The organism is Bradyrhizobium sp. SZCCHNR1002 (assembly GCF_032381435.1).
In the GTDB taxonomy this organism is placed as follows: Bacteria; Pseudomonadota; Alphaproteobacteria; order Rhizobiales; family Xanthobacteraceae; genus Bradyrhizobium; species Bradyrhizobium aeschynomenes.
The window spans coordinates 19,053-34,532 of record NZ_JAUHIS010000001.1 but is presented as its reverse complement, the minus strand read 5'-3'; the positions used below and the strand labels follow the sequence as shown (position 1 = coordinate 34,532).

Sequence of the window (15,480 nt, the reverse complement as noted above, 5' to 3'; positions counted from 1 at the left end):
CCGCCGTCATGCTCCGCGCAGGCGGAGCATCCAGTACGCTGCGGCGGTCGTGAGACCCGGGAGGCCGGCGTGTACTGGATCGTCCGCCTCCGCGGACGATGACAGTTGAATGTGCGGGTGCACTGAGAGGCTCACCACCCATATGCGACCTGTCGAACACCCGCGCGTCTCCTCACGCCAGCTTGCTCGTCGTGACCTCCGGCCCGGCCGGCTGATGCATCGCGCGGTGCGCGGCGTCGGCGATCCAGGGCTGCTGGTTGACCATCGGCAGGCGCCACGTGCTGACGTCGCCGGCCTGGATGTGATCGAGTCGCGTCACCGAGCAATTGTCGATGTCGAACGCGAGCCCCTTCTCGACGAGACCGCCAAGCGCCAGGCCGACTGCGGCCTTGATGGTGCCGCCATGGCCGACCGCAACGACATCGCGACCGGCTTCCGCCACCGTGATGCGCGCGATCGCCGCGATGACGCGGGTATACAGATCCATGTAGCTCTCGCCGCCCGGCGCGGGCTCGTCGATGGCGGCGAACCAATGGCTGCCGGCGGGACGGCTCGCCAGAAAGGCGGCGCGGTTCATGCCTTGCCATTGCCCGAGATGCTGCTCGGCAAAGGCGGCTTCCTTGATCATGTCCGCCGGGCGCGGAAAGCCGGCCTGCCAGATCGCCTCCGCCGTCTGATGCGTGCGCATCAAGTTGCTCGCATACCAGACGGCGCTGCGCGGCAGGATCTTGGCCACGGCTTCGAACACCTCACGGTCCCCCGTGTCGCAGGCGATGTCGGACTGGCCGTAGATGTTGCCGCCGTCGCTGCGCACCGGCGCGTGGCGCACCCACCACCAGCGCGTGGTGACCACAGAAGGCTTGCTTCCATCACTCGTCATCGCTCACCCTTCCCTCTGCCGGTCTCTCGCTGTACGTGAAGGCCTCAGTCGTCTCAAGCCGCTTGCCGATCTCAGCACGTTTGAAACGATGTTTGAATTCCGTTGCGCGGCACGCAACTGATCACGAAACAAGCAGGAGGAAACATGGGCCGCCTCGAAGGCAAATCCGTCATCATCACCGGCGCCGGCAGCGGCATCGGCCGCGCCGCATCCCTGATGTTCACGAAGGAAGGCGCGCGGCTGATCGCGGTCGATCGCAGCGAGGCCGTCAAGGAGACGGTCGAGATGGTCAAGCAGCAGGGCGGCATTGCGGAGGCCGTGCTCGCCGACGCCGGCTCCGAGGCCGATGTCTCCGGCTTCATCGATCGCGCGGTCGCGACCTACGGCAAGCTCGACGTGATCTGGGCCAATGCCGGCATCTCCGGCGGGCTGAAGCCGATCGCCGAGCAGACCGTCGAGCACTGGCAGGAGATCCTGCGCATCAATCTGATCGGCCCGTTCCTCGCGGTCAAATACGCGATGCCGCACATGGTGCGCCAGCAGCGCGGCGCCATCGTCTGCACGGCCTCCGTTGCGGGCCTGAAGTCGGGCGCCTCGGGCCATCCCTATGCCGCGAGCAAGGCCGGCGTCATCAGCCTGGTGCAGACCACGGCCTACTCGCTGTCCGGCACCGGCGTGCGCATCAACGCGGTCTGTCCGGGTTTGATCGAGACCGGCATGACCAAGCCGATCTTCGACGGCGCCAAGGAGCGCGGCACCGAGGGCAAGATCGGCCAGCTCAATCCGCTCAAGCGCGCCGGTCAGCCGCACGAGATCGCCGCCATGGCCCTGTTCCTCGCCAGCGACGAAGCCTCCTACGTCAACGGCCAGGCGTTCCCGGTCGATGGCGGCCTCACCGCGTCGATGCCGTATGCGGGGAAGCCGATCTAGCGCTCTGGCCCTTTGCGAGGGCGCCGATACGGCCCCTCCTCTCGCCTCCGTCATGGCCGGGCCCGTCCCGGCCATCCACGTCGAGCGGCATATGCGGAACGACGTGGATGCCCGGGACAAGCCCGGGCATGACGAACATGAGATTAGCGTCATCGCGACACACAAAAAGTTCGCGGGAAAATGGATAGACATGCGCATACATTCCCGCGGCGCATCCACGCCCGAGTGATCCGATCGTCGCCGCCCTCCAATCGAAGGGCGCAGGGAAGGCCAGGCGTCGGCTGACGCCTGCGGCCCGCCTGCGAAAAAAATGCAGGCGGCAGGTACCACAGGTGCAGCCGAGAACACCCGGCCTTCCCTGCGCGACGGTCTTAACGCTTATACGCAGTCTCCCTGGTGCGCCGGGCTCGTTGGCCACCATCACCGCGCGGCGCTCAGGCCAACGCGACTTGATACCAGCGTCGGGGTATCAGGACCCTGCGACTTCACGTCCGCGCCGAGCCGTTCGTCCGCGCATCGCAAGGACACGCTGCGGCTCCATCGCGGCCATCGCCTCCCCGCCTCGCGTGTCGTGACGATCGCGCGCAACGCCCCTCCGAGTGAGGCGGGATGACCACAGCAAAGCACAAATTCCGAAAAAGCGAAAGCAAAATCTTTCGTCCGCCCGGACTGATCGAGACGATCGTCTTGATCGCGCTCGCAAACTTTCTTTGACGGCGCGACCGCGTCATGTCGCAGCGAGCAGCAGTCCGGTTCAACCGCAGACATCGGCACTGGCGGGTTTTTTTCAGCGCGCCTCTTCGAACCGCCTGCCCCGAGGCTCCGTCGAACTTCGCAAGCGGACCATTTCCGGCTTCGCCAAACCGAAGGATGGAATCAGATGTCGAGACTATCGAAACTGCGACTGCTCACCCTGATCGGCGCCCTCGCGGCCGGGGCGGCTGCAACCAGCGCCCAGGCGCGCCAGCCCAGCCTGCCGCCGTGCGAGCTGAGCTCATGGGGCTCCTGCGGCACCTACCAACACGTGCAAGAGGGCCCGCGCCGCAAGAGCACCGACACGTCGCCGATCTACATGAAGCAGACCGATCCGCGCTACAGCAGTGCGATGACGACGGCCGGTGGGGGCGGCGGCGGTGGAGGTGGCGGCGGTGGCCGCTGAGAGGGTGTGTCGCGCGTATCCCGGATGAGCGAAGCGACATCCGGGTTCACCGCAGCAGCACGTGAGAACCCGGATGTCGCTGACGCTCATCCGGGCTCCAAGAGGCTACACCGCACCCGCCTTCTGCGCGTACTCCCAGGCCTGCTTGGTCATCGGCACCATGCGCTTGACCGACTCGATGGCCTTGTCGTTGGCGGCGGTGCCGTCGCGGATGCGGCCGATGATGCCCTGGAGAATGCCGGCGAGGCGGAACAGATTGTAGGCGAAGTACCAGTTGAGGTCGGGCAGCTCGGTGCCGGTGACGCCGCGATAGATCTCCGCCGCCTCCTCCATGGTCGGAATGTTCAGCGCCTTGAGGTCGACGCCGGCGAGACCGGGCATGATCCACTGCATCAGCAGATAAGTGAAGTCGGCCATGGGATCGCCCAGCGTCGACAGCTCCCAGTCGAGCACCGCGATGACACGCGGCTCCGAGGCGTGGAAGATCATATTGTCGAGGCGATAATCGCCATGCACGATCGAGACGCGCTGCTGCACCGGCAAGGTGCGCGGCAGCCACTCGATCAGCTTCTCCATCTCCGGCAGATGCTCGGTCTCGGACGCCCGATACTGCTTGGTCCAGCGGTCGACCTGGCGGGCAAAATAGTTGCCGGGCTTGCCGAAATCGGCGAGGCCAATCGCTGAGGGATCGTAGGTGTGCAGCTTCGCCAGCGTCTCGATCTTGCTGGTGAAGATCGCGCGGCGCTCGGGAGCCCCGACATGCGGCAGGGTCGGATCCCAAAACACCCGGCCCTCCTCCATCGACATGATGTAGAAGGCCGAGCCGATCACGCTATCGTCGTTGCAGAGCGCATAGGCCTTGGCGACCGGAAAGCCCTGCTTGCCGAGCGCCGCGATGACGCGGAATTCACGATCGACCGCATGCGCCGACGGCAGCAGCTTGCCGAACGGCTTTCGGCGGAGCACGTAGGAGCGCGACGGCGTGTTCAGCCGGTAGGTCGGGTTCGACTGGCCGCCCTTGAACTGCAGCACGGTCAGCGGGCCGGCATAGCCCTCGACATGCTCGGCCATCCACGCCGCGAGCCTCGCCTCGTCGAACCGATGCCGCTCCTCGACCGGCTTGGTGCCGGAGAATTCTTCGTCCTTCTTGACGCCGTCGGCCACGACGAGGCTCCCTTCTGGCTGTTCGTCATTCCGGGGCAGCCCGCGAGGGCTGAACCCGGAATCTCGATCTTGTCAAACTCATCTCTGGATTCCGGGTTCGACGCTGCGCGTCGCCCCGGAATGACGCAAGTGGTGAGTCACCGCTGCACATTGACATTGGTAGGGTGGGCAAAGCGAAGCGTGCCCACCATCTTGTTTTGACTCGAAATGGTGGGCACGCCTCCATCATCGCGCTTCGCGCGACGACGGAGGCTTTGCCCACCCTACGAGTCTACACTTAGTGGCGCGGCTCGTTGGCGTATTTCTTCATCTCGAGCCGGGCGATGGCGCGGTTGTGCACCTCGTCCGGGCCGTCGGCCAGGCGCAGCGTGCGGATGTTGGCGTAGTCCTTGGCAAGACCCGCATCATCGGACACGCCGGCGCCGCCGAACGCCTGGATGGCGTCGTCGATGATCTTGAGCGCCATGTTCGGGGCGGCGACCTTGATCATGGCGATCTCGCCCTGCGCGGTCTTGTTGCCGACCTTGTCCATCATGTCGGCGGCCTTGAGGCAGAGCAGCCGGCACATCTCGATGTTGGTGCGCGCCTCGCCGATGCGCTGCTCCCACACCGAATGCTCGATGATCTTCTTGCCGAACGCCTGGCGCGTCATCAGCCGGCGCACCATCTTCTCCAGCGACTCCTCGGCCTTGCCGATGGTGCGCATGCAGTGATGGATGCGGCCCGGGCCGAGACGTCCCTGCGCGATCTCGAAGCCGCGACCCTCGCCGAGCAGGATGTTCTCCGCCGGAACGCGGACGTTCTCGAGCAGCACCTGGGCGTGGCCGTGCGGCGCGTCGTCGAAGCCGAACACCGGCAGCATCTTCTCGACCTTGATGCCGGGGGTGTCGAGCGGCACCAGGATCTGGCTCTGCTGCTGATGCTTGGCGGCGGACGGATCGGTCTTGCCCATCAGGATCGCGATCTTGCAGCGGGGGTCGCCGACACCCGATGACCACCATTTGCGGCCATTGATGACGTAGTGATCGCCGTCGCGCACGATGCGGGTCTCGATGTTGGTGGCGTCGGACGAGGCCACGGCCGGCTCGGTCATCAGGAACGCCGAGCGGATCTCGCCGTCCATCAGCGGGCGCAGCCATTTGCGCTTCTGCTCCTTGGTGCCGTAGCGGATGAACACTTCCATGTTGCCGGTGTCCGGCGCCGAGCAGTTGAAGACCTCGGAGGCCCAGGAGATGCGGCCCATCTCCTCCGACAGCAGCGCGTATTCGAGATTGGTCAGGCCGGCACCGCGGAACTCGTCGTCCTCGTGCGGCGACGGCGGCATGAACATGTTCCACAGGCCCTCGGCCTTCGCCTTGGCCTTGAGGTCCTCGAGGATCGGGATCACCTTCCAGCGGTCGCCCTCGGCGTCCTGCTGCTTGTAGATCGGCACCGCCGGGCGGACATGCTTGGTCATGAAGCTGCGCACGCGCTCCAGCCATTCCTGCTGCTTCGCCGACATCGTGAAGTCCATGGGACTCTCCTTGGGTGTTTCCTGGCCGCGTTTTGCTGCAGTGTCGATCCGCTGGCCGCGTCAGCGCAAGAGCGATCTTGCGCGGCACGGTTTCTCCGGGATCGTCGCTGCAGTGCCGAAATCTCGCCGCGCGGAAGCACCGCGATTGACATTCCGGCCGTCTCAAACAATAGTTTCATACAATCGTTTGAAACGCAACGGGGACCCTATGGCGACCGACCAGACCCGGACTGCGATCCTCGTGGCGGCGGAGCGGCTCTATGCCGAGCGCGGCTTCTCCGACGTGACTCTGCGCGACATCGTCGCGGAGGCCAACGTCAACCTCGCCGCGGTGAACTATCATTTCGGCTCCAAGGACGAATTGATCGCCGAGCTGTTCGTGACGCGCTCGATCGCGCTCAACCGCGAGCGGCTGCGCGAATTGCGGGCGGCGGAAGACGCCGGCGGCGGCCGCGCCGAGATCGGCGCCATCCTGCGCGCCCTCGTCGGCCCGATCCTGCGCGGCTGCCTGGGGCCGGAGAACCAGCGTTCGCCGGTGGCGCGCTTCATGATCCGCGCCTCGATCGAATCGGTGCCGCCAATTCGCCGCATCAAGAACAAGGAAATCGACCATCTGCGGAAATTCGCCGCAGCGATGAAGCGCGCGCTGCCGGAGAGCTCCGAAGTCGACCTGTTCTGGGGCCTGCATTTCGCGCTGGCCATGGCGCATCACACCATCCGCGAGAGCGAGCGCCTCACCAAGCTGTCCGACGGACAATGCGACCTCGACGATGTCGAGGATGTGATCGACCGCGTCGTGCGCGGCGCCGTGCTCGGCTTGACCACGCGCGTGCCGGCGGCAAAGTCGAAGGCCAGGATCGCCGCGCGCACTCCGTAGCCCGGATGAACGTAGCGACATCCGGGGTCATCACCGGCGGTCGTGGCGAACCCGGATGTCACCATCGCTCATCCGGACTACGAGATCCCGCGCTTCATCATGGAGTCTCGCCGTGACGCACAGACCGCAAATGCTGCTCGCCTTCGTCGCATCATCCCTCGCGCTGCTGACGGCCAGCGAGCCGGTGCTGGCGCGCGGCGCCGCCGCCAACATCATGAACTCGCCGGGCTATCAGCGCCGCCTGCAGGAGTCGCGGCAGCAGCTCGGGGCGCCGCCGCCGGCTCCGTATGTGTCAGAGCCGCGCTATCACGCGCCCAGGCACAAGGCGAAGCGCTACCGTCACCACCGCCACAACTGAGGCACACTTTCTCCACGGGTCGTCCCGGCGAACGCCGGGACCCATACCGCGTGATCCGTCTTGAGGCACGCGGGGAGAGAGGATCAGCACCGCGGCCGGTGGTTATGGGTCCCGGCGTTCGCCGGGACGACACCGGGGAATGCCGCGATTGTCGCGCCCTACACCACGCCCTGCTGCTTCAACGCCGCGATCTTCGCCGCGTCGTAGCCGAGCCCCGCCAGCACGTCCTGCGTATGCTCGCCGAGCAATGGCGGGGCGCGGTAGTCGGTGATCGGGGTGCCCGAGAACGTCAGCGCGTTGCGGATCACCGACAGCTGCGGCTCGAACGGGTGATCGACCTTCACCTCCATGCCGCGCGAACGGACATGCGGATCGGCGAACACGTGGGCGAAGTCGTTGACGGGACCGCAGGGCACGCCCGCCTTCTCCAGCTCCTCCAGCCAATGCGCGACCGAGTTCTTCAGGAACAGGCCGGCGAAGATCGCCATGATCTCCTTGCCGTTGACGACGCGGTCGTTGTTCTTGACGAACTTCGGATCGGTGGCGAGTTCCGGCGCCCCGAGCACGGCGCAGGTGCGCGCGAACTGCGCGTCGTTGCCGACCACCAGCATCAATTCGCCGTCGGTGCAGCGGAACACGCCGGCCGGCATGCCGCCATTGCCCCAGGTGCCGCGCCGCGGCGGCGATTTGCCGTTGATCAGGAAGATCTGCGCGTAATGCGACAGCGAGGCGATCACGGTGTCGAACAGGCAGACGTCGACATGCTGGCCGCCGCCGCCATTGACGTCGCGGTGATACAGCGCCGAGAGAATGCCGATCGAGGTGTTCATGCCGGTCATGTAGTCGACGATCGACGGTCCGACCTTCATCGGCCCCGCCCCCGGCTCGCCGTCCATGTGCCCGGTGACGCTCATCAGCCCGCCCATGGCCTGGAAGATCGCGTCATAGCCGGCGCGCGGCGCGTACGGCCCGGTCTGGCCAAAGCCGGTGACGGAGCAGTAGATCACGTCGGGATTGACCGCCTTGATGGCGTCGTAGTCGAGGCCGTAGCGCTTGAGGTCGCCGACCTTGTAGTTCTCCATGAACACGTCGCAGTCTTTGGCGAGGGCGCGGATGATCTCCTGGCCCTCGGGCGAGGCGATGTTGACGGTGACCGATTTCTTGTTGCGGTTGGCGCAGATGTAGAACGAATTGTTGTTGTTGGCTTTGCCCTCGGGGTCTTTCAGGTAGGGCGGGCCGAAGGCGCGCGCGTCATCTCCGGTACCCGGCCGCTCGATCTTGATCACCTCGGCGCCGAGATCCGCCAGCATCTGGGCGGAGAGCGGCCCCGCCAGCACGCGGGTCAAATCGAGAATCTTGATGCCAGACAGCGGCAGGGCCGACATGAATGTTCCTCCGGGATCTTATTCCTTGTGGCGGACATGCCCCGCGGGGCGCCGCCAGTCACTCGCGGATACACCATTTCGGCCGTCCGAGCACTGCGCTCTCGGCATGCGGCCTTGCCCGGGACAGGAGGTGAGCCGCCTCTCCAGGAGAGGTCGTCATTCCGGGGCGTGCGCAGCACGAGCCCGGAATCCATTTATCCGCACGTTCTGCCGCCCGATGGATTCCGGGCTCGCGCTTCGCGCGCCCCGGAATGACGGCGGGCGCGGGGCAAGCTCTGGTGCACACATCCGGAATTCGCGCCAGTCGGTCGACTTTCTTGCTTCGTTTTGTGTGCGCGGCGGGTCCAGACACATCCGTACACATGGAACAAGCAGCCGTTAATCGTTCGAGCCCCACCTGGAGGCAGGTTTGATGTCGCAACCCTCGGAGCATGCCATGACGTCGATCTCCGCCTCCTCCATGACCGGCTTTTCGCCGCTCGACCTGCTCAAGCAGGAGCTCACCAAGGAAGTCTCGGCCGGCAAGGTCAGCTCCGCAGACCAGACCGCGCTGTCTTCGGCGCTCGACGACATCGACTCCGCGTTGCAGAGCGGCAGCTCGTCGGCGTCGACCAGTTCCAGCAAACCGCCGTCGCCCGAGGAGATGCAGTCGAAGATCGACGATCTCATCCAGAGCGAGGTCGACAGCGGCAAGCTGACCTCGGACCAGGCGACCGAGCTGAAGAACGTATTTGCCAACGCCTTCTCCGGCGGTCCGGGCGGCGCAGGTGGCGCCGGTGGTCCGCCGCCCGGTCCGCCTCCGAGCGACGATGAGTCCAGCACCGACACCACGTCGAGCACCTCGTCATCGACGTCGTCGGACTCCTCGTCCCAGGTCGAGGAGCTCCTGAAGAAGCTGCTGGAGGCGCTGCAGAGCTCGAACAGCAGCAAGACCTCGTCCTACAGCGCCAACGGCAGCAGCTCGTCGAGCTCGACCAGCAAGTCGCTGGTGGTGGACTTCTCGGCCTGACCAAGCCTTGCGCCACGCGGCGCGAGCGGTCGCGCGGCGCACTATCCTCTCATCCCCGTCATTGCGAGCGAAGCGCGCTTCGCTCGCAATGACGGTGGCGAAGCAGGCGGGCCCACCCTCGCAGCGCGTGGGACCCCGCATGTCGCTTCGCTCATGCGGGCTACAAGAGCTTCACTCCGGCGCGTTGAACGTCCGCGCGAAATACACCGGCGCTGCCGCAGCCTTTAACCGATACAGCTGCGCCGGCCGGTTCGGCCCCTTGCGCATCTTGTCGATCGGCTCGATCAGGTCGGCTGAGAGCATGCGGGTGCGGAACGCGCTCTTTTCCAAGGGACGATCCAGCACGATCTCGTAGGTCCGCTGCAGCTCGGGCAAGGTGAACTCCTCCGGCATCAGATAGGCCGGCAGCGAGGTGTATTCAACCTTGTTGCGCAGCCGCTGCACGGCGGCCTGCAGGATCTCCTGATGATCGAAGGCGAGCTTCGGTTTCACGCTCGCGCCTTGAAGCGGAGACCATTGCGCATCGGCCGCGAGCGCCGTCTCCGCGGCTGAGGCCGGGATCAGCGCGAAATAGGCATGCGTCGCCGACCAACCGCGCGGATCGCGCGTGGCGCTGCCCCAGCTGCCGAGCTGCTCGAGATACGGACTGACCACGCCGGTCTTCTCGGCGAGCTTGCGCCGCGCACAGGCCTCGAGGTCGCGATCCCTCGCGACGTCGACGAATCCGCCCGGCAGCGCCTGCGCATCCGGAAACGGCTCACCCTCGGCACGGCCGCGGCGCACCAGCAGCACATGCAGCGCCTCCTGCCGGATCGTGAAGATGACGATGTCGACCGTGGTCAGCGGCCGTGGGAAATCCAGCGCGCGCCTCTTGGCCCCGCTCTGCACCGGCTCCCCCGCCCCGGTTCCCGGTCCCTGCCGTCCTGCCATACCGACGCCCCCTTCGATTTTGCCGCTTGACACTAGCATACTTAGTTGTACTGTCCAACTTACTTAGTTGGCGTGACACACTTACGCCATCAAACGTCAGGAGGCCGCCATGTTCGGCTTACGCTTCATCAAGGCCCAGCCCACCACCTATTTGCTCAAGTACCGCGCCGGCACGATCGTCGAGGAAGGCGCCGGGCTCTCCACCTTCTATTACGGACCCGCCACCTCTCTGGTCGCGGTTCCCATCGGCAGCCGCGACGCCGCCTTCATCTTCCAGCAGATCGCCCGCGACTTTCAGACGCTGACGATCCAGGGCCAGGTCACCTACCGCATCGGCGAGCCGAAGAAGGCGGCGGCGATGCTGAATTTCACGCTCAAGCGCGACGGCAAGACCTACGAGTCCGACGACCCGGAGGAACTGCCGCAGCGCGTGCTCGGCGCGGTCGAGGTGCTGGCGCAGCAGGCGGTCAAGGACATGACCCTCCGGGAAGCGTTGCGCGCCTCTGACCGGATCGCGGAGGCGATCGCGGCCGGGCTGAAGCAACGGGCCGACATCGATGCGCTCGGGCTGGAGATCCTCGGCGTCGCCGTCCGTGCGGTGAAGCCGACGCCGGAGACCGCCAAGGCGCTGGAAGCCGAGGCGCGCGAGGCGATCCTGAAGACCGCTGACGAAGCCATCTTCGCCCGGCGCAATTTCGCGGTCGAGCGCGAGCGGGCGATCCGCGAGAGCGAGCTCGATACCGAGATCGCGGTCGAGCAGAAGAAGCGCTCGATCCGCGAGACGCAGATGGATGCGGAAGCCAGCGTGGCCGCCAAGAAGAACGAACTGCGCGAGGCCGGCATGGTCGCCGACATCGGGCTGGAGGCCAAGCGCAAGGACTTCGTGTCGCTGAACGCGGCCAACACCCGCACGCTGGCGGACGCGGAAGCCTATCGCGTCGGCGCGCTGATGAAGATCTTCGAGGGTGTCGACACCCGCGTGATCCAGGCGCTGGCCGCGACCGGCATGCAGCCGGGCCAGCTGATCGCGCAGGCGTTCTCTGGCCTCGCCGAAAAGGCCGAGAAGATCGGGCAGCTGAACGTCTCGCCGGAGCTGTTGAACAGCCTGATGCAGAAGCCCGCGGAGGCCCCCCGTGTCCGGCAATGACCGCAAGGTGATCCTGGTCACCAGGAGAACGCGGCTGGAGGAGCTGATCGCAAAATTCCTCACCGCGGACCAGGCCCGCTTCTATGTCGAGCATCTCGGCGCCGACTTCTCCGACTACGAACGCGAGCACGCGGCCTACCAGGCCGCGCGCGCCACGGCGACGCAGACGCTGGAGCGCTGGGGCCGCTACCAGATCGTCGACCGCGGCTTCCTGCCGAACTTCATCTTCGGCCCCGCCGACATCGTCGCGGCCCTCGGGCCCGACGGGCTGGTCGCCAACACCATGAAATATCTCGACGGCCAGCCGCTGCTCGGCCTCAACCCGGACTCCCTGCGCCATGACGGCGTGCTGCTGCCGTTCGCGCCGGATGATCTCGCGAACCTGCTGCCGGAGGTCGCCGCCGACAAGCGCGCGGCCAAGGTGGTGACCATGGCGCGCGCCAGCCTCGCCGACGGCCAGGTGCTCTATGCCGTCAACGACCTCTTCATCGGCGCGCGCACGCATGTGTCGGCGCGCTACGAGATTGCGACGCGCGAGCGGCAGGAGCGGCAGTCGTCGAGCGGGCTGATCGTGGCAACCGGCCTCGGCTCGACCGCCTGGTTCAAGAGCATCGTCACCGGTGCTCTGGCGATCGCGGGCCGCTATGGCAGCCATGGCGACGGCGACTACACCGCCCTGCCCTGGGACGCCCGCGCCTTGCGTTTTGCCGTCCGCGAGCCGTTTCCGAGCAAGACGTCGCAGACGTCGCTGGTGTGCGGCGGTCTCGACGGCGGCGAGACATTGCGCCTGCGCTCGCTGATGCCGGAGAACGGCGTGATCTTCTCGGATGGCATCGAGGCGGATCATCTGGACTTCAATGCCGGGACCGAGGCCGTGATTGGCATTGCGGAGCGGCAGGGGCGATTGATTGTGTAGTCCGGCCCTGCAGATGACTTCGCCGATGTCGCGCCCCGCTCTCACCACGTCATTGCGAGCGCAGCGAAGCAATCCAGAGTCCCGCCCACCACCCTGGATTGCTTCGCTGCGCTCGCAATGATGGCGGCAATAGTTCGGATCTCCTCGCGCATATCGCTCTGCGCAGGGGTTGCACGCTCTCTCCACGCGTCATTCCGGGGCATTCGCGCGCAAAATGGCGAAGCCATTTTGAGGCAGCGCGGATGAGCCCGGAATCCATAACCACGACCGGTTGTTTGTCGAGGATCGGCTCAACGATCATCTCGCGTCACACGCCAGCCTGTGGTTATGGATTCCGGGCTCGCGCCGCTGCGCGACGCGCCCCGGAATGACGGAGAGAGCGCGGGCGGCGCATCAGCTCCGCGCGAACACCAGCACGCCATTGGCGGGAATCGTCACCATCGCCGAATTCGGCTGGCCATGCAGCGCGGGGCCGTTCGCATTCACCGCGCCGTTGTTGCCCACCACACCTGGATTGACCCAATTGTCGTAGACGTCGCTGTTGAACACCTCGTGCCAGGTGCCGCCGGCCGGAAAGCCGATGGCGTAGTCGCGCCATGGCGTCTCGCTCAAACTGACGATCACCATGACGTCGTCGCCCTTTCCATCCCAGCGGTGGAAGGCGAGGACGCGGTTGGCGTCGTGGACGTGGACGATGGCGCAGCCCTCGGAAGTCAGCGCCGGGTGGGTGCGACGGATGGCGATCAGCTCGGATGTGAAGCGCATCGCATCGGCGGTGATCTTGTCCTCGCCGTCGAGCAGCGCCCATTGGATCGTGGTGTCCAGGCTGGGCGTGTCGCTCCACGGCCGGTCCTCGAACAGCTCCTGGCCCATGAACAGCATCGGGATGCCCGGCGCGGTCAGCAACAGGCCTGTGGCGACGCGGCAGCGGCTGCGCGCGTACCAGCAGCGGCTGTCGATCGGATCGGCGAGACGCGAGATGCGCGGCTCGCGGCCGGCATACACGATGTCGTGGTTCTCGATCGAGTTGACCGCGCGCCAGCGATTGCTCAGGCTGAGGTCGGCGATCGCGGCGGCGATCGGCTGCATGGCAACCTGAGCCCCCGCCCCTCCAGCGGCACTGGCAATCGCGCCGCGCACGGCGAGCCGCAGGCCGTCGCTCCAGGTCGCATCGAAACCGGCGCCGCCTTGCGCGATGTCCTTCACCACCCACGGATTCACCGGCCAGAATTCGGCGATCTGGATCGCGTCCGGCTTCTCGGCGCGCAGCGCCTCGGTGAGCTGCTGGCAGGTCGCCCAGCCGCCGAAACGGTCCATCACGCTGACCTCGTCGAAGCGCAGGCCGTCGGCGTGATATTCGCGATACAGCATGATGGCGTTGTCGACGAGGTACTGCCGCACGTCGGCGTTCCAATAGGCGAACACCTGGCCGCCAGCCCAACCCTGGTCGGTGAAATACAGGCTGCGGTTGGGATCGCCGTAAGGCTGGCGATCGAAGAACCAGATGCTGTTCTCGTCGAAGCCGCCGCCAGCGTGGTTGTAGACGACGTCGAACAGCACGGCAATGCCGTGGACATGGCAGACGTCGATCAGCGCGCGCAGCTGGTCGTCGCAATGCCTGACGACGCCGAGATCGGCGTAAGGCGCAGCACCGGCGGCCGTCAGGATCTCGTTGGTGCGCGCGAAATAGGCCGCGAGATGCGCCTCCTCCGCCTCGCCATAATCGGTCTCCGGGCTGAACAGGTCGGTGCCGTTGTAGCCCATGCTGAACATGGTCGGAAATTCCTGCACCGGCAGCAGCTCGATGGCGTTGATTCCGAGCTTGGCGAGATGCGGCACGCGCTCGATGACGTCGAAGAAGCAGCCGTCGGGATTGCCGGCCTTCATGTCGAACGTGCCGACATGAAGCTGATAGATCACCAGCTCGTTGTTGGGCGGCGGCGTGAAATCCGCATCATGCCAGGGGAACGCTTGCGGATTGCGCAGCACCGAATGCGCCTGCGGGAACGGTGGATCGACGGTGAGCAGCCGCGCATGCGGATCGCGCTTGTAGCCCGAATTGCCCTCACCTTCGACGAAGTACATGTAGGCGTCGCCGTCCTTCAGGCCGGGGATGAAGATCGCCCAATGGCCATTGCCGATCGGCGCCAGCCGGCAGCTCGCATCCTGCGTCCAGTCGTTGAACGGGCCGGACACGTAGACCGCCTTGGCATGCGGCGCGAACACGCGGAAGGTGGCGCCGCCGGTCACCAGGGTGCCGCCCATGGGAGCCTGGAGAAGATGCATCTGCCTCAAGGAAATTCGGATGCCTTCGGGGAATGGCGGCAGCGTAACAGGTTCCAGCAGCATATCCACGGTCTCGTCCCCGCTCAGAACAGCCGCGCGCCGTTGGGCACGGCGTTGTCAGGCTTGAACAGCACGACATTGCCGGCCTCGTCCGGGAAGCCGAGCGTCAGCACCTCCGACATGAACTTGCCGATCTGGCGCGGCGGGAAGTTGACGACGGCCGCGACCTGGCGGCCGACCAGCGTGGCCGGATCATAGAGCGAGGCGATCTGCGCGCTGGAGCGCTTGGTGCCGATGGCCGGGCCAAAGTCGATGGCCAGCTTCAGCGACGGCTTGCGCGCCTCCGGGTACGGCTCGGCGGCGACGATGGTGCCCACGCGGATGTCGACGGCCAGGAACTGGTCGAAGCTGATCTGGGCGGCCGCGGGTGCTGTCGGATCATGGGCGAGATGCATGGCGGCCTCATCGAACGCGGGGACAGGCCGGCGGGGCATCATGGTTCCCGGCGCGGCGCGAATTGGAAATTCCTCAACCGGATCAATTTCTAGTCGCCGGGTCGGGCGGTGACAATGCACGGGCCTGGGAACGCAAGCCCCACCGACTTTTGTTCACTCCTGTGTGGCCTAAGAGCCGCACGACGCACAGGATCAACCGAAGCCGCTCCGCAAAAATTTAATAGCTGCGATGCCTGAATTGCGGAAGACACATAGGGTCCAGAAGACAGGTGCCAAACGGTAACTGATCCAAGCGGCCCCTTACCGCGCTGGCCCTGTCAAGTCTCAGTGACCTGCCCACTACGCGGGGACAAACGACGAATTCGCTTGCTCCCGTTGCTCTTGACACCCCGCATGGACTGCCAATCCGCCAGAACCTCACGTCAACGACTAGGCGTAAATCGGTAGACCGTCAGGCATCAGGCCGAAGCC

The 15,480-nt window shown here is 65.9% G+C and carries 14 protein-coding genes; 7 read left to right on the top strand and 7 right to left on the bottom strand.

What is annotated here, in order from left to right:
• Positions 1-172: 172 nt before the first annotated feature.
• Positions 173-880, bottom strand: coding sequence for a histidine phosphatase family protein (locus tag QX108_RS00160; protein WP_315785086.1), 708 nt, complete (start codon positions 878-880; stop codon positions 173-175).
• A 144-nt stretch (positions 881-1,024) separates the two neighbouring features.
• Here QX108_RS00160 and QX108_RS00155 point away from each other — a divergent pair, with 144 nt between their 5' ends.
• Both QX108_RS00155 and QX108_RS00150 read left to right on the top strand, forming a co-directional pair.
• Complete coding sequence (locus tag QX108_RS00155) at positions 1,025-1,810, top strand: SDR family NAD(P)-dependent oxidoreductase (protein WP_172108031.1); 786 nt, start codon at positions 1,025-1,027, stop codon at positions 1,808-1,810.
• An 880-nt stretch (positions 1,811-2,690) separates the two neighbouring features.
• Positions 2,691-2,969 (top strand): hypothetical protein, encoded by a 279-nt coding sequence (locus tag QX108_RS00150; RefSeq protein ID WP_172180303.1) that lies wholly within the window; start codon positions 2,691-2,693, stop codon positions 2,967-2,969.
• A gap of 105 nt (positions 2,970-3,074) precedes the next feature.
• Here QX108_RS00150 and QX108_RS00145 read toward each other — a convergent pair whose 3' ends face one another.
• Positions 3,075-4,133: a phosphotransferase family protein gene (locus QX108_RS00145; protein WP_315785091.1), complete on the bottom strand. Its 1,059-nt coding sequence runs from the start codon at positions 4,131-4,133 to the stop codon at positions 3,075-3,077.
• Between the two features lie 277 nt (positions 4,134-4,410).
• Positions 4,411-5,646 (bottom strand): acyl-CoA dehydrogenase family protein, encoded by a 1,236-nt coding sequence (locus tag QX108_RS00140; protein ID WP_315749560.1) that lies wholly within the window; start codon positions 5,644-5,646, stop codon positions 4,411-4,413.
• Positions 5,647-5,854: 208 nt separating this feature from the next.
• Here QX108_RS00140 and QX108_RS00135 point away from each other — a divergent pair, with 208 nt between their 5' ends.
• A complete protein-coding gene (locus QX108_RS00135) occupies positions 5,855-6,523 on the top strand; it encodes a TetR/AcrR family transcriptional regulator (RefSeq protein WP_315785094.1) in 669 nt (222 codons plus the stop codon).
• Positions 6,524-6,635: 112 nt separating this feature from the next.
• Entirely contained in the window at positions 6,636-6,881 is a 246-nt protein-coding gene (locus QX108_RS00130; protein ID WP_315785097.1) for a hypothetical protein, read from the top strand.
• A gap of 158 nt (positions 6,882-7,039) precedes the next feature.
• On the opposite strand, the gene QX108_RS00125 is transcribed toward QX108_RS00130, so the two are convergent.
• On the bottom strand, positions 7,040-8,266 hold the full coding sequence (locus QX108_RS00125; protein ID WP_315785099.1) for a CaiB/BaiF CoA-transferase family protein: 1,227 nt from the start codon (positions 8,264-8,266) through the stop codon (positions 7,040-7,042).
• Between the two features lie 436 nt (positions 8,267-8,702).
• Here QX108_RS00125 and QX108_RS00120 point away from each other — a divergent pair, with 436 nt between their 5' ends.
• Positions 8,703-9,275 (top strand): hypothetical protein, encoded by a 573-nt coding sequence (locus QX108_RS00120; protein ID WP_315719546.1) that lies wholly within the window; start codon positions 8,703-8,705, stop codon positions 9,273-9,275.
• 171 nt (positions 9,276-9,446) lie between these two features.
• Here QX108_RS00120 and QX108_RS00115 read toward each other — a convergent pair whose 3' ends face one another.
• Positions 9,447-10,205 (bottom strand): NUDIX hydrolase, encoded by a 759-nt coding sequence (locus QX108_RS00115; RefSeq protein ID WP_315785102.1) that lies wholly within the window; start codon positions 10,203-10,205, stop codon positions 9,447-9,449.
• A gap of 109 nt (positions 10,206-10,314) precedes the next feature.
• Here QX108_RS00115 and QX108_RS00110 point away from each other — a divergent pair, with 109 nt between their 5' ends.
• Both QX108_RS00110 and QX108_RS00105 read left to right on the top strand, forming a co-directional pair.
• A complete protein-coding gene (locus QX108_RS00110; protein WP_315785105.1) occupies positions 10,315-11,352 on the top strand; it encodes an SPFH domain-containing protein in 1,038 nt (345 codons plus the stop codon).
• Complete coding sequence (locus tag QX108_RS00105; RefSeq protein WP_315785108.1) at positions 11,339-12,268, top strand: sugar kinase; 930 nt, start codon at positions 11,339-11,341, stop codon at positions 12,266-12,268. The genes QX108_RS00110 and QX108_RS00105 overlap by 14 nt, the downstream gene beginning before the upstream one ends.
• Positions 12,269-12,661: 393 nt before the next feature.
• On the opposite strand, the gene QX108_RS00100 is transcribed toward QX108_RS00105, so the two are convergent.
• Both QX108_RS00100 and QX108_RS00095 read right to left on the bottom strand, forming a co-directional pair.
• Positions 12,662-14,617 carry an alpha amylase C-terminal domain-containing protein gene (locus QX108_RS00100; protein ID WP_315785170.1) on the bottom strand — a complete coding sequence of 652 codons (1,956 nt, stop codon included), beginning with the start codon at positions 14,615-14,617 and terminating at the stop codon, positions 12,662-12,664.
• 20 nt (positions 14,618-14,637) lie between these two features.
• Positions 14,638-15,009, bottom strand: coding sequence for a tRNA-binding protein (locus QX108_RS00095; protein ID WP_315785173.1), 372 nt, complete (start codon positions 15,007-15,009; stop codon positions 14,638-14,640).
• Between the last annotated feature and the right edge of the window lie 471 nt (positions 15,010-15,480).